Raw genomic sequence first — 14,319 nt, 5'->3', positions numbered from 1 at the left:
AATCTCGAAGGTTGGCGTTCAGCCAATGATCACGAGAAGCATAGGAAGTTACTAAAAACTAACTTATGTAGCCAAATTCATTCGATCTAAAGTTTGCATGTCGAGTTTGTCTGGTTATTTACAGCATTTGCTGTTTTTTTAGTTTTTAAATTTGACGAAACGTCACAAAAGGAGAGTGTGATGCCACATCACAACGTTCAACAATACGCCCGTTCAGGGTGGGGTAAGCTACCAACGAATTACAGTGTATTGGTGATGCTTGCTACCGTTTTATTGATTGTCATAGCAACTATTGGAGGAAAAAATCTTTACTTTAGAGGAGATTACGACATCTTCTTTGATGGAACAAATGAGCAGTTACTTGCGTTTGATGAAATTCAAACCACCTTTGCAAAATCTGACAGTCTTGCTTTGGTTATAGCGCCAAAGAGCGGCACTGTTTTTACTCCTAGCACATTATCTCTTATTCAGCAGATCACTGACGAGGCGTGGCAAGTTCCATACTCGACCCGCGTTGATTCCCTCGCCAACTACCAGCATACCGAAGCGTTTGAAGATGATCTTCTTGTCGAAGATTTACTGTATAGCGAATATGAATTGACACCTCAACGAATAGAGAAAGTCAAAAGTATTGCGTTGAGTGAGCCGGTTTTGAAAAGTTCACTGATTTCTGAAAAAGGAGATGTCACGGTCGTAAACATTACGGTCCAACTCCCTGAAATAGATAAAACTGCTGAAGTACAAGAGGTGGTTGCTTACATAAACGGAATGATTGAGCGTTATCAGCAAGTGCACCCAGACACGGAATTCCACAAGGCTGGTATTATTGCAATGAACTACGCGTTTATGACCGCAGCCCAAGATGATAGCGCAACATTAGTGCCAACTATGTTACTAGTGATATTGGTGTTTCTGACCATCATGTTGCGCTCATTGCTTAGCGTCATCGCGACACTCATCGTTATTATCGGCTCGGTTATGGTTACAATGGGCTTGTCAGGATGGGCTGGTATGTTCTTAAGCACGGCGACCGTTAATGTGCCTACCTTGGTGATGACGCTTGCCGTCGCAGACTGTGTACACATCATCGCGACAATGCGTCAGTCTATGCAAAACGGCTTTAGTAAAGCCCACTCTATTGAGCGAAGTATTGGGCTCAATTTCATGCCTATCTTGATTACCTCCATTACCACCGCGATCGGCTTTTTAATGATGAATATGTCGGATTCTCCAATCCTGAGAGATTTCGGCAACCTATCAGCCCTTGGCGTCATGGTTGCTTGTTTCCTTTCCATCACGTTACTTCCCGCCTTGCTTAATATCCTTCCGGTTACGGTGAAGTCGGATACTTCTGATGAAAGAAAGCACTTTATGGATCATTTAGGAGATTTCGTGGTGTCAAAGCGACATGCGTTATTGCCGTTGTCGGTGCTTGTTATTGTCGCGAGTGCGAGCTTGATTCCGCTGAACAAAGTCAATGATGAATCCGTCGAGTACTTTGGCCATAGCAATGAATTTCGCCGAGCGGCTGATTTTATGGAAGAGCGAATCAGTGGCATGGCGAACATCAGTATCGCGATAAAAACTAACGAATCGCAGGGCATTGCCGATCCTAATTTTCTCAATTCCGTGGGTAAATTTACTGACTGGCTAAGGTTGCAGCCAGAAACGGACCATGTTGCGACCTTGAGCGATGTTTATAAGCGCCTAAACAAGAACATGCATGGAGATGATCAGGCTTATTACTCGCTCCCTCAAGACAGAGAATTAGCGGCTCAATATCTGCTGCTTTATGAAATGTCACTACCGTATGGTTTAGATTTGAACAACCAAATCAATGTAGATAAGTCGTCGAACAAGATGGTTCTCACCGTGGAGAACTTGGGCAGCGTCGAGCTTGTTGATTTGGAAAATCGTATTTACCAATGGTTTAACGAAAACGCGCCTCAATATGATGTTGTTGCGTCTAGTCCTTCACTGATGTTTGCGCATATTGGTGAAACGAATATGGCTAGCATGCTGTCAACCTTGCCCATTACTCTTGTCTTAATCTCTGCATTACTGATCTTTGCCTTGCGTTCGTTCAAGCTTGGCTTAATTAGTCTTGTCCCGAATATTGCTCCTGCGCTTATTGGTTTTGGTATTTGGGCGCTGGTTTCTGGCGAGATTAACTTGGGATTGTCTGTCGTTGTGACATTAACGCTTGGTGTTGTTGTTGATGACGCCGTTCACTTTCTTTCTAAATATCAACACGCTCGTAAAGATGGCCACAGTGCGGAGCAAGCGGTTCGCTACGCCTTTCGTACCGTGGGGCGCGCACTTTGGATTACGACGGTCGTGCTTGTTGCTGGTTTCTCTGTTCTGGCGATGTCGAGCTTCCGCTTAAATGCCGATATGGGACAGTTGAGTGCCATTGTTATCTTCATTGCTCTTGTTGTGGATTTCATCTTTCTACCGACTCTACTGATGTTGTTTGACAAAGGCGTTTACGACGAGGTGGAGCGCCGAAATAAGCTTAAATCAACTGACTCTCAAACCAAGACTGTTACTCAGTCATAACGAATTAAAGGATTGAACATGAATTTAGTAAAAAATGCCTTAAAAGTATCAGTACTTTCTGTCTCGCTTATTATGAGTCATGCGGTGTTGGCGGATGAAGCCAAAGGACTAGAAATTGCCCAAGAGCGCAAAGCCCGTGATGAAGGGTGGGGGGATTCTGTTGCTACGATGCAAATGATTCTGCGAAACGCGCAAGGAGAAAGCAGCACACGTTTAATGCGCTTACAATCACTCGAAGTTGATGGCGATGGTGACAAAGGGCTCACGATATTTGATGAACCGAGAGATGTAAAAGGCACGGCGTTTCTTAACCATTCTCATACGGTGGGTGCCGATGACCAATGGCTTTACCTTCCTGCACTGAAACGTGTGAAACGTATTTCCTCGCGTAACAAATCAGGTCCTTTTATGGGCAGTGAATTCGCGTATGAGGATCTCAGTTCCTTTGAGATTGAAAAATACCGTTTCAACTACCTAAAAGATGACAGCATAAACGGGCAAGATGTTTTCGTCGTAGAGCAAATTCCGACCGATAAGAACTCAGGTTATACCAAGCAAACGGTATGGTTAGATAAAGCGCATTATCGTCCACTTAAAGTTGAGTTTTACGACCGCAAAGGCTCTTTGTTAAAAACGCTTTCTTTTTCCGATTACAAGCAATATCTCAACCAATATTGGCGAGCGCACACTATGGCGATGACAAACCATCAAACAGGAAAAAGTACTGAGCTAACGACTAGCGAAATGCGTTTTAACACTGGATTACAAGACAATGACTTTCATAAGAATGTGTTGAAGCGAGTGAGGTAGTGGAGGAAAAATGAAGCGATTAAATGCTGGGTTGTTGCTTAGTGCAGCAGCTTTTTTTTACTCGATGCCTCTGACTGCCGTCGAGCTCGCAGGACAAGTCAATATTGAGCATCGTCAGTTTTTTGAAACGGGCTCTCAGGGTCAGAGCAAAGCGCAAACGTCATTGGTTTTGCAGCCAGAATTTTACTGGGAGATGCAAAATGGTGATGCAAACTTTACTTTCACACCTTTCTATCGTCTGGATGGTCTAGACGATGAGCGAAGTCATGGTGACATACGAGAGGCACTTTATCTGACTTATTGGGATGATTATGAGCTTCGAGTTGGGATTAGTAAGGTCTTTTGGGGAGTGACTGAATCAGCCCATTTAGTTGATGTAGTAAACCAAAAAGATGCCATTGAAGCCGTCGATGGTGAAGATAAACTCGGTCAGCCGATGTTACATTTTACCTCTTTCAAAGACTGGGGCACCGTCCACGCAATGTTGTTACCTTACTTTAGGGAACGAACGTTTGCGGGTACAGATGGCCGCTTTAGAACCGACCCCGTTGTCTCTGATGATGCTATCTATGAGTCAAGCAGAGAAGAGAAGCACGTAGATGTGGCTTTTCGATATTCGAAAATGCTTGGCGATTGGGACGTAGGCCTGAGCTATTTATATGGAACAAACCGGGATCCTTACTTTCGTTTTGAGTACGGAGAATTAAAGCCTTACTACGCTCTGATGAGTCATGTCGGTCTGGATGTGCAAGGAATCGTTGGCGATTGGTTATGGAAACTGGAAAGTATTTATCGAGATAGTGCTGATAATCATGTCGGTCTTGTGACGGGCTTTGAGTATACCTTCGTCGGTGCATTTGACACGGTTTGGGATGTGGGGGTTATTGGTGAGTACCTCTATGACAGTCGTGGGAACAACGCACAAACTATCGGTCAAAATGATGTGTTTGCAGGTATTCGTTGGGCGCTCAATGATGAGGACGGAACGGAAGTATTGACGGGAATTACGAAGGATTTAGATAACGATGATGTTTACAATGCTAAGTTAGAAGCATCGAGCCGAATATCGAATCACGTTAAGTGGCAAATTGATGCTTGGTTGTTTAAAAATGAAACACCAAATGATTTGCTCTACTTCGCTAGAGATGACGATTTTATCGAGCTATCTATTCAATACTATTTCTAAAACAAAAGGGCACAACTAAACGGCAGATTAACTAAAGATGACATTTTTGACGTTTTTGTGCTCTTTTTATTCAATAACCTCTTCTTTTCGTAATTCAATTTGGCATTGGTGCCCGGTTTGGCTACTATGTACAGCTATCAAAAAACCAATCACTCCCTTATGGACACTACCTACAGGTAGATGAGGAAACGATGCAACATCTAGAAGAGATCATTGCTAGCGCGAGCACTGCAATTGAAGCTGCCGAATCGCTAGTCGCACTTGATGAAGTGCGTGTTCAGTATCTGGGTAAAAAAGGTGAGCTAACTGCTCAACTTCAAAGCCTAGGCAAACTACCACCAGAAGAACGCCGTGAAGCTGGTCAAGAGATCAACAAAGCGAAAGGCGTAGTTCAGCAAGCTATCGCAGCTCGTAAAGATGCACTACAACGTGCTGAGCTTGAAGCGAAACTAGCAGCAGAAACAATCGACGTAACACTACCAGGTCGTCGTATTGAAAACGGTGGTTTACACCCAGTAACTCGTACTGTAGAGCGTATTGAGAAGTTCTTTGGCGAACTTGGTTTTAACACCGAGGCTGGCCCAGAGATCGAAGATGCATTCCACAACTTCGATGCGCTAAACATCGCAGCTGATCACCCAGCGCGTACTGACCACGATACTTTCTTCTTCAACCCAGACTTGATGCTTCGTACTCATACGTCAGGCGTACAGATCCGTACGATGGAAAATGGTAAACCACCATTCCGTTTCATCGCACCAGGCCGTGTATACCGTAACGACTACGACCAAACGCACACGCCAATGTTCCACCAAGTGGAAGGCATGCTGGTTGATGAGAACGTAAACTTTGCTCAGCTGAAAGGCATCCTGCACGATTTCCTATGTAACTTCTTCGAAGAAGAAGTAGAAGTACGTTTCCGTCCATCTTACTTCCCATTCACTGAGCCTTCAGCTGAAGTAGACGTGAAAGGCAAAAACGGTAAATGGTTAGAAGTGCTAGGCTGCGGTATGGTTCACCCGAACGTGCTACGTAGCGTAGGTATCGATCCTGAAAAATACTCTGGTTTCGCATTCGGTATGGGTGTTGAGCGTCTAACAATGCTTCGTTACGGCGTGAACGACCTACGTGCGTTCTTCGAGAACGATCTTCGTTTCCTAAAACAGTTCAAGTAATCCAGAGGGTTCATCAACATGAAATTCAGCGAATCATGGCTTCGTGAGTGGGTAAACCCTGCGGTTACTACTGACGAGCTAACTCACCAAATTACAATGGCCGGTCTAGAGGTAGACGACGTTCTTCCTGTTGCTGGTTCTTTTACTGGCGTTAAAGTCGGTCACGTTGTTGAATGTGGTCAACATCCAGATGCAGACAAACTGCGCGTAACTAAAGTTGACGTGGGTGAAGAAGAGCTTCTAGACATTGTTTGTGGCGCACCTAACTGTCGCCAAGGTTTGAAAGTAGCAGTAGCAACAGTTGGTGCTGTTCTTCCAGGTGATTTTAAAATCAAAAAAGCGAAACTACGTGGCCAGCCATCTCACGGCATGCTTTGTTCGTTCACTGAACTAGGTATCGACGTTGAGTCAGACGGCATCATGGAACTAGCAGAAGACGCAGTAATCGGTACTGATTTCCGTGAATTCCTAGGTCTAGACGACGTAACAGTAGACGTAGACCTAACAGCAAACCGCGCTGACTGTTTCAGCATTCGTGGTCTAGCTCGTGAAGTTGGCGTACTAAACCGTGCTGACGTGACTGAGCCATCAGTAGAAGCAGTTGCCCCTTCAATCGACGATAAAGTGTCTATCGAAGTGAAAGCTCCTGCTGCGTGTCCTCGTTACCTAGGTCGTGTTATTAAGAACGTAAACGTTCAAGCTGAAACACCACTATGGATGCAAGAGAAACTGCGTCGTTGTGGTATTCGCTCTATCGACCCTGTAGTAGACATCACTAACTACGTTCTTCTAGAGCAAGGCCAACCAATGCACGCATTCGATCTAGCGAAGATCGAAGGTGGCATCGTAGTTCGTATGGCTGAGCAAGGTGAGAAGCTAACGCTTCTTGACGGCAACGAAGCAGAACTAAACGCAGATACACTAGTAGTTGCTGACCATAACAAAGCACTTGCAATCGCAGGTATCTTTGGTGGTGAAGAGTCTGGTGTAACAACTGAGACTAAAGACGTTCTACTAGAGTGTGCATTCTTTGCACCTGACCACATCCGTGGTCGCGCACGCAGCTACGGTCTGCACACTGACTCTTCAATGCGTTTTGAGCGTGGTGTGGATTACGCACTACAAGTGAGCGCAATGGAGCGTGCAACACAGCTTCTTGTTGAAATTTGTGGCGGTGAAGTAGCACCTGTTGTTGCAGTAGAGTCTGAAGCAGACTTACCTAAGCCAAACAAAGTTGCTCTACGTCGTACTAAGCTAGACAACCTGCTAGGTCACCACATTGCAGATAGCGACGTAGTAGAAATCCTAGAGCGTCTAGGTTTGACGGTTGAAGCTTCAGAAGAAGGTTGGATGGCAGTAGCGCCAACATGGCGTTTCGATATCGCTATCGAGCAAGACCTGATTGAAGAAGTTGGCCGTATCTACGGTTATGACAACATTCCTAACCAACACCCAGCAGCAGCACTTAAGATGCACAACCACGTTGAAGCGGATCTTCCACTGAAACGCGTTCGTGATCTTCTTGTTGATCGTGGTTACCACGAAGCAATTACATACAGCTTCGTTGAGCCTGAGCAACAAAAGCTAGTTGTACCTGGTGTTGAGCCTCTAGTGCTTCCAAACCCAATTTCTGCAGACATGTCAGCAATGCGTCTTGGTCTTATCCAAGGTCTGCTGAACACGGTTGTTCACAACCAGAAGCGTCAACAGCCACGCGTTCGTCTATTCGAATACGGCCTACGTTTCATCCCATGTGAAACTGCAGAAAACGGCATGCGCCAAGAGCCTATGCTTGCAGGTGTTATTGCTGGTACTCGCGGTGAAGAACATTGGGATATCGAAACTAACACGGTTGATTTCTTCGACCTTAAGGGCGATCTAGAAGCGATTCTAGAGCTATCTGCGAACGAAAAAGCGTACTCTTTCGCTGCACTGTCACCTGAAAGCAAAAAAGCTAACCCAGCACTTCACCCAGGTCAATCTGCGGCAATCATCGTAGATGGCAAAGAAGTGGGCGTGATCGGTACCGTTCACCCTGAGCTTGAGCGTAAGTTCGGTCTAAATGGTCGTACTATCGTATTCGAAATCGAATGGTCTGCAATTAACAGCAAAGTGATCCCAGAAGCGGTAGCACTTTCTAAATTCCCTTCAAACCGTCGTGATATCGCGGTAGTAGTGGATGAAGCTGTTGCATCTGGTGACATCGTTAACGCTTGTCTAGAGCAAGGTGGCGAGTTCCTTAAAGATGCGAAACTGTTCGACGTTTACGTAGGTAAAGGCGTTGAAGATGGTAAGAAGAGCCTAGCAATCGCTCTGACTCTACAGTCACTTGAGCGTACGCTTGAAGATGCAGATATCGCGGGTGCGGTTGACGCTATCGTTGCTCACGTTTCTGAGAAGTTTGGTGCGTCTCTACGTGACTAATCTCGCGTAACGCATCTTCTTAAGAAATGAAAACCCTGCCAGCTCGGCAGGGTTTTTTATTTTTAGGATTACCTTATCGTTGTTCAAGTTCCTTACTGCTCGCACCACCCCTCATTACTTTAAAATACTAGACCAAACTAGGGATGGCCCTTACCCGAGATTAGGAACGTATTGTTTTTCAGCTAATACACGCTAACGATAGCTTATTGGCGGTTAGGCAGCGAGTGAGAGGGTATAGCTAAGCAGAAGAGGCAGCGTAAGAATGCTGAAAAAGTTGCCAAATAGTACCATTGACGCCACTTTCATGGGTTCTATATTCAGCCTTTCCGCAAATAGGTAATTCATGACGGCTGGCGGCAGCATTGTGAAGAGCACCATCATTTGCAATTGCATCGTTGGAAGGGGAATTAACCAATAAATAAGTGCAAAAGCGACAGCACCAGTTGCCAGTGACTGCACGGTACACAACACACCAATCTTTAAACCGTCCAACCTTAAATGACACATTTGTGCCCCCAGAGATAAAAGCATCACGGGTACGGCCGCTTGCCCAAGTAGAGCCGTGGCTTCGTATAAAGGCGCCCATGCACCCACATTTGACACGTTGAGAAACAGAGCCAACGACGCTGCTAAAAAGATTGGCATCTTGACTATTTGCTTAAAAGGGTTGCCATGACTAAGCAGCATTACGCCTAAGCTGATATGCAAGCATGCTGACACGACAAATAAAAGCACTGCTGACGACAGCGCAATTTCTCCAAACGTATAGGTAAACAAAGGAATAGCTAGATTTCCGCTATTGCGAAACATATGTGGTGGCGCCCAGGTTTTAAACGAGAGTGACGTCCATCGACATACCGGGATCATGAGTAGTGCGGGAATTAAAACCGCAACAATTGCCGCCAAAAGAAGTGGCCCCTGATTTGAATCGAGCGGCATGCTAACGAGTGACGAAAATACCAGTGCTGGCGTAAAAACCTCAATATTAATGCGGTTTATTGGGCGAAAGTCAGGCTTGATGTAACGACCGACCAAATAGCCAACTCCGACAAGAGCAAAAACAGGGAAAAGAATATTTATGATTTGATTAATCATGGTCGCCTAGAAGCAGTGTAAGAAGCCAATGAGGAAATACACGAACTTCCACATTATCAATCTTTGTATATGGCGTCATCGTTAAACAGCGAGAAGCGTGGGTTTAATCAAGCTTTCTAAGCACAGTTGCAAAGTACAGGTGGTCATACCTTTTAATCTAATTGTTACGTATCGAGTTACATACAAATCACTGAATTTACGACAAGTTCTATGTCAAGTGTCTGTTAAATAACCAATATCTGATATTTTTATTAAATAGTGTTTAATGTTGACATTTAAACTATTTTTAGTTTTATAATCTGGATGTTTTTCCTGATGAAGATGAAACAAAAACAAAAATATCAAATTTCTGGCGTTTAACAATAATTTACGTAGTGCTATTCCTTTTGTTCGCCAAGAAAAAAGTTGGCGAAAATCATAAGCTTGTCATACACTTCCTGATGTAACCCCGATATGTTGTTGAATTGGTAGGGTAAAACTGCTCTGGCGCTACACTAACGTAGCATTGTTTAACATAGCTTTGAGGAAAGTTTTATGGCGCTCACAAAAGCCGAACTGGCAGAAAACCTGTTTGATAAATTAGGATTTAGTAAGCGGGACGCCAAGGAAACGGTGGAAGTGTTCTTTGAAGAGATTCGTAAGGCACTGGAAAGTGGCGAACAGGTAAAACTGTCAGGTTTTGGTAACTTTGATCTTCGTGACAAGAATGAACGACCTGGTCGTAACCCGAAAACTGGTGAAGATATTCCAATTACTGCTCGACGTGTAGTGACTTTTCGCCCGGGTCAGAAGTTAAAAGCTCGTGTAGAAAACCTGAAGAAAGTACAGTAAGCCGAATAAATGGATCACGCTAAGGCGTGGTCTTTTTTTGCGTAAAATTCGTGTGCATACAAATGAAAACCACCGCAATGCGGTGGTTTTTCTGTTTATGAGAGACGCTTAATGATATCGGTTACGCCGCTTCTAGATGCGTTGTTAAGTATGGTTGCCATGCTTGTTGGTACAAGTTCTTAGACTGTGTACGCATGTTGCGAATAGAGGCAAGCTCTATTTCGCTTAGCTCACGTTTTTCCAACATCGCTTGACGTTCTAGTTTCTGGATTTTTTCGTATAGGTCGTGTTCGGGACCGCTTTTTACATCTGCGATTGCTTTCAAGTGCAGTTGAACTTCGGCTACTAGGTTTGTTTTTGGTAAACGAACGAGCAAGTTCAAGTCTCTATATCCTGAAGGGCCAGGTTTTTTGAATCGATTTTTTACTTTCACAATCGTTGTTTCACGCTCTAACGTTTCATAAATGGAGACTAAACTCGCGACGTCTTCAGCTACAATCGTTGCACGTGCTAGGTCAGTAATACGTTCAACTTTCCCATCTAACTCTAAAGCTATCTTTTCTTCTGCTCGTTGTTTGGATTTCACGCCTGCGAAGTATGGCTGAGCGTCATTAAGAAGTGCGGTACTTTTACAGATAGTTTCAAGTTCAAATTGCGCTTGGTGAGCTTTGCTGTAAAGAATGTCGAAGTCAGAATATGGCTGAGTTGGTGTGGTGTCGATTGACTGAATGCCATATAAACCGCTAAGGCTGTGTTTAAAAAGTTTCGCACAAACTTCGTTTTGGCTGGTTGAACGATTTTGTTCGCCATTAGGCGCAGGGGTAATTGGAAGTGCGGCAAATGCCGGTGCACGGCTAAGTACCAAAAGCATCAATGCTGTAGTACGAAGAAATAAGCTCATTCACTCTCCTTAACTTGCTTGTACTTAGAAAATAGGGAACATAAAGGTCGCTAAGTTCGGCAAATCAGGTACTAACTTATAAATGGGGCCATTACGAAAGATTCCAAGGTTTCAGTTTTATCTTGAAGTAGAATCATGCGTTAGATCACCATTTCTCTTTTCTTTATTCTGATTATCAGATAAAGGCGCGTCTCCTATGAGACCGATTACATCCTATCACCGCAGTATTAACCAAAGATGAACGGCATAGACAAATTGAAAAAAAACGTTAGTCTTACCTCTCAAAATGAAAACAGCCGACAAGTAGAAAGTAAAATGAGAGACCAAGAATTTTGGCATAACAAATGGGCCAGCAATCAAATCGGATTTCACTTGGAAGATGTAAACCAGCTATTACCAGTATATTGGAAACACACTAATCCAAAGCGTGAAGATAAAGTGTTAGTTCCTTTATGTGGAAAGTCAGAAGACTTGATTTGGCTAGCGATGAAGCATGATTCGGTTGAAGGCGTTGAGCTAAGCCATATTGCTGTGCGTGCCTTTTTTGCTGAACATTTTTACACGCCAACGGTAACGCCTCTTAATGGCATGCACGAGCTTTATCAATTTGATGAGCTCTCTATTTATACTGGGGACTTTTTCACTGCACCAGTATCTCAAGCCGATATCATTTATGATCGCGCCGCGTTGGTTGCTTTACCGCAAGATATGCGAGAGGAGTATGTAGAGCGTCTCAAGCAACTTTTGAACCCAGGCGGTCGTATTTTGCTTGTTACACTCAACTATCCTCAAGAAGAGATGGCGGGGCCTCCATTTAGCGTGCCGGTCGAAGAGATTGAGCAGTTATTTTCAGGTTACAAAGTTACTTGTTTGAACGTAGATGAAGCTGACGAGAATCATCCTAAAATTGCGAAAAAAGGCTTAAGTCGCTTCTCTGAAGAAGTGTACTTAATCGAGAGTGAATAGGCTCTCTTCGGTTTGGAACACGAAATAGCGCAGCAATTTGAGCTGCGCTATTTTTGTATGAGTGGTTCGTATTTAATAAATGATATTCACTTTTGAAGCACTTTCAACAGCATCTTGAACAGCTTCTTCGGTGGTTTTTCGTCGCGTAAGGACAACACCTAAACGGCGGCGACCATCGATTTCTGGCTTACCGAATAGACGAACTTGTGTTTGAGGTTGAGCTAAAGCTTTGCTTAGGTTTTCAAAGCGAATGTTTGTGGAAGTCCCTTGTCCAAGAATAACAGCAGACGCAGATGGGCCATGTTGCACAATATTATTAATTGGCATTCCGGTAAACGCGCGCACGTGGAGAGCAAACTCAGACATTTCCTGCGAAATCATTGTAACCATACCCGTATCGTGAGGGCGAGGAGAGACCTCATTGAAAATGACTTTATCGCCTTTGACAAACAGCTCTACACCAAAGATGCCGTAGCCACCGAGCGCGTTTACCACTTTCTCAGCCGTGTATTCAGCTGCTTTTACTGCGTTTTCTGACATAGCTTGCGGTTGCCATGATTCGCGGTAGTCGCCATCTTCCTGACGATGACCAATTGGAGCACAGAAATGCACACCGTCAACGGCTCTGATGGTCAATAAAGTGATTTCGTAATCGAAGTCGATAAAACCTTCCACGATAACGCGACCTGCACCCGTACGTCCGCCTTCCTGAGCGTAATCCCATGCTTTTGTAACGTCGTCTTCGGTCTTGATAACACTTTGCCCTTTACCTGAAGAGCTCATCACAGGCTTCACCACGCACGGAATACCCACATGCTCAACCGCGGCTTTGAAGTCTTCAAAGTTATCTGCAAAACGATAAGGTGAAGTCGTCAATTCCAGTTCTTCTGCTGCCAAACGTCGGATACCTTCACGATTCATTGTTAGCCTGGTTGCCTTAGCGGTTGGAACAACATTCAGTCCTTTCTCTTCAAGCTCTACCAGTTTGCCGGTTGCGATGGCTTCAATTTCTGGTACGACGTAAGTAGGTTGTTCCTTCGTAATAACTTCTTCTAAGGCGTTCCCATCTAACATGTCGATAACATAACTACGGTGAGCGACTTGCATCGCTGGAGCATTGGCATAGCGATCACAAGCAATCACTTCTAAACCAAGTCTCTGGCATTCAATGGCGACTTCTTTACCGAGTTCGCCAGAGCCTAAAAGTAATACACGGGTAGCATTTGCGCTAGTTGCAGTGCCAAACATAGTGTTCCCTTACAAAATAGAGTGATGAGACAGAAATTGCAGGAGATCATACTGAAGTTTTATGACAAAGCAAACGTTTGCTTTTGGTTTTTAGGTAATAAAAAAGCTCTACATGTTGTAGAGCTTTTTGTTGAATTTGTCGTTTATACGTTGACAAAACTAAGCGGAATATCTGGATTCAACGCTTCCAACGTTGATTGCGTATCGGCTAAATGACTGATCTTACCTTCTGAGTTCTCTACCAATGCAGCGGCTTTGATGCTGTCAAAGGTTTCACCCGCAAGTAAAACTTGGATTAGCGCAACTTGTAACGGCGGCAAGCTAGGATTGAACGCTGCATTTTCTGCATAAGCGCCTTGGAATACACGGCCGCTAGTCATCTCTAATGCTAAACCACTCAAGTTGTTGGTGTATGGTGAGTGGCTCATGTTCATCGCTTCAACTGCACTTTGGATGAGTGCGCCTTCATCATCACATGAGAACTGGTGTTTAACTTCTGCCATTAAGCCGGACTCGATACCGAGATCGTTTGGTCCAAAGGCTTCAGGCAGGTATTCATGAAGTGACTTTTCTTCGCGTTCTGGGAGCTGGATTTTAAGCTCGTTTGCGGTAGATAACTCATTCATGAACTGGCGGCAGTGACCACATGGGCTGAAGTTGATAGTGATATCCTTAACACCACGTTCGCCTTTCATCCAAGCATGGCTAATCGCAGACTGCTCTGCGTGAACCGTTTGACCCAACTGTACACCAAAGAATTCCATGTTGGCACCGAAGTAAAGGCGACCTGAAAGACCACGAACGATAGCGCCGACATAAAAGTCAGAAAGGGGAGCATAGGAGTACGCTGCGGCAAAAGGAAGTAGCGCAACACGAAGCTCTTTGTCTGATAGACCGGTAGCTGAAAGCAACTGCTCAAATTGTTGAACTGAAAGCGTAGCATCAAAATCATCAGCTTGGATGATAGGAGCAAGTTGTTTGGAAAGTGCTTCTGGAGCGCCTGCTAGCGCCTGTTCAATGCGACTTTTCATGTTGAATCCTTGTTATTGCATGGACAGTTATTCTATGTGAAAGATAGAAATGTTCCGTGCGTTAGATCACGATAAATAATGCAATTGATAATT

General features: G+C 44.4%; 11 protein-coding genes. 7 read left to right on the top strand and 4 right to left on the bottom strand.

The features are described from left to right. Positions 1-180: 180 nt before the first annotated feature. The 5 genes from R7Z10_RS14905 (at position 181) to pheT (ending at position 8,154) form a co-directional block, all read left to right on the top strand. Positions 181-2,559 carry an MMPL family transporter gene (locus R7Z10_RS14905; RefSeq protein ID WP_318105191.1) on the top strand — a complete coding sequence of 793 codons (2,379 nt, stop codon included), beginning with the start codon at positions 181-183 and terminating at the stop codon, positions 2,557-2,559. An 18-nt stretch (positions 2,560-2,577) separates the two neighbouring features. Beyond that, positions 2,578-3,369: an outer membrane lipoprotein-sorting protein gene (locus R7Z10_RS14900; RefSeq protein WP_025766823.1), complete on the top strand. Its 792-nt coding sequence runs from the start codon at positions 2,578-2,580 to the stop codon at positions 3,367-3,369. 64 nt (positions 3,370-3,433) lie between these two features. Then, positions 3,434-4,555 (top strand): hypothetical protein, encoded by a 1,122-nt coding sequence (locus tag R7Z10_RS14895; RefSeq protein WP_318105202.1) that lies wholly within the window; start codon positions 3,434-3,436, stop codon positions 4,553-4,555. A gap of 191 nt (positions 4,556-4,746) precedes the next feature. Beyond that, positions 4,747-5,730 (top strand): phenylalanine--tRNA ligase subunit alpha, encoded by a 984-nt coding sequence (pheS, locus tag R7Z10_RS14890; protein ID WP_005385470.1) that lies wholly within the window; start codon positions 4,747-4,749, stop codon positions 5,728-5,730. 18 nt (positions 5,731-5,748) lie between these two features. Beyond that, positions 5,749-8,154, top strand: a complete 2,406-nt coding sequence (gene pheT, locus R7Z10_RS14885) for a phenylalanine--tRNA ligase subunit beta (RefSeq protein ID WP_149191888.1) — start codon at positions 5,749-5,751, stop codon at positions 8,152-8,154. A 213-nt stretch (positions 8,155-8,367) separates the two neighbouring features. Here pheT and R7Z10_RS14880 read toward each other — a convergent pair whose 3' ends face one another. After that, a complete protein-coding gene (locus R7Z10_RS14880; RefSeq protein WP_005377901.1) occupies positions 8,368-9,249 on the bottom strand; it encodes an AEC family transporter in 882 nt (293 codons plus the stop codon). Between the two features lie 534 nt (positions 9,250-9,783). Here R7Z10_RS14880 and ihfA point away from each other — a divergent pair. Next, on the top strand, positions 9,784-10,080 hold the full coding sequence (gene ihfA, locus R7Z10_RS14875) for an integration host factor subunit alpha (RefSeq protein WP_005377899.1): 297 nt from the start codon (positions 9,784-9,786) through the stop codon (positions 10,078-10,080). A 121-nt stretch (positions 10,081-10,201) separates the two neighbouring features. Here ihfA and R7Z10_RS14870 read toward each other — a convergent pair whose 3' ends face one another. Continuing rightward, positions 10,202-10,981, bottom strand: a complete 780-nt coding sequence (locus R7Z10_RS14870; RefSeq protein WP_054728703.1) for a hypothetical protein — start codon at positions 10,979-10,981, stop codon at positions 10,202-10,204. Between the two features lie 315 nt (positions 10,982-11,296). Here R7Z10_RS14870 and R7Z10_RS14865 point away from each other — a divergent pair, with 315 nt between their 5' ends. Further along, positions 11,297-11,947: a thiopurine S-methyltransferase gene (locus R7Z10_RS14865; RefSeq protein WP_085569631.1), complete on the top strand. Its 651-nt coding sequence runs from the start codon at positions 11,297-11,299 to the stop codon at positions 11,945-11,947. 72 nt (positions 11,948-12,019) lie between these two features. Here the strand turns inward: R7Z10_RS14865 and purT are convergent, their stop codons facing one another. Next, on the bottom strand, positions 12,020-13,195 hold the full coding sequence (gene purT, locus R7Z10_RS14860; protein ID WP_085569562.1) for a formate-dependent phosphoribosylglycinamide formyltransferase: 1,176 nt from the start codon (positions 13,193-13,195) through the stop codon (positions 12,020-12,022). Between the two features lie 143 nt (positions 13,196-13,338). Next, a complete protein-coding gene (gene cdd, locus R7Z10_RS14855) occupies positions 13,339-14,226 on the bottom strand; it encodes a cytidine deaminase (protein ID WP_017633940.1) in 888 nt (295 codons plus the stop codon). Positions 14,227-14,319 lie beyond the last annotated feature (93 nt).

Source organism: Vibrio sp. Vb1018, from assembly GCF_033338775.1.
Lineage (GTDB): Bacteria > Pseudomonadota > Gammaproteobacteria > Enterobacterales > Vibrionaceae > Vibrio > Vibrio alginolyticus.
This window is presented reverse-complemented; position numbering and strand designations above follow the sequence as displayed.

Bases quoted from the DNA above. Each gene is read 5' to 3' on its own strand.
- cdd (WP_017633940.1), bottom strand. From the start codon at position 14,226: ATGAAAAGTCGCATTGAACAGGCGCTAGCAGGCGCTCCAGAAGCACTT.
- purT (WP_085569562.1), bottom strand. From the start codon at position 13,195: ATGTTTGGCACTGCAACTAGCGCAAATGCTACCCGTGTATTACTTTTA.
- R7Z10_RS14895 (WP_318105202.1), top strand. From the start codon at position 3,434: ATGCCTCTGACTGCCGTCGAGCTCGCAGGACAAGTCAATATTGAGCAT.
- pheT (WP_149191888.1), top strand. From the start codon at position 5,749: ATGAAATTCAGCGAATCATGGCTTCGTGAGTGGGTAAACCCTGCGGTT.
- pheS (WP_005385470.1), top strand. From the start codon at position 4,747: ATGCAACATCTAGAAGAGATCATTGCTAGCGCGAGCACTGCAATTGAA.
- R7Z10_RS14900 (WP_025766823.1), top strand. From the start codon at position 2,578: ATGAATTTAGTAAAAAATGCCTTAAAAGTATCAGTACTTTCTGTCTCG.
- R7Z10_RS14905 (WP_318105191.1), top strand. From the start codon at position 181: ATGCCACATCACAACGTTCAACAATACGCCCGTTCAGGGTGGGGTAAG.
- R7Z10_RS14870 (WP_054728703.1), bottom strand. From the start codon at position 10,981: ATGAGCTTATTTCTTCGTACTACAGCATTGATGCTTTTGGTACTTAGC.
- R7Z10_RS14880 (WP_005377901.1), bottom strand. From the start codon at position 9,249: ATGATTAATCAAATCATAAATATTCTTTTCCCTGTTTTTGCTCTTGTC.
- ihfA (WP_005377899.1), top strand. From the start codon at position 9,784: ATGGCGCTCACAAAAGCCGAACTGGCAGAAAACCTGTTTGATAAATTA.
- R7Z10_RS14865 (WP_085569631.1), top strand. From the start codon at position 11,297: ATGAGAGACCAAGAATTTTGGCATAACAAATGGGCCAGCAATCAAATC.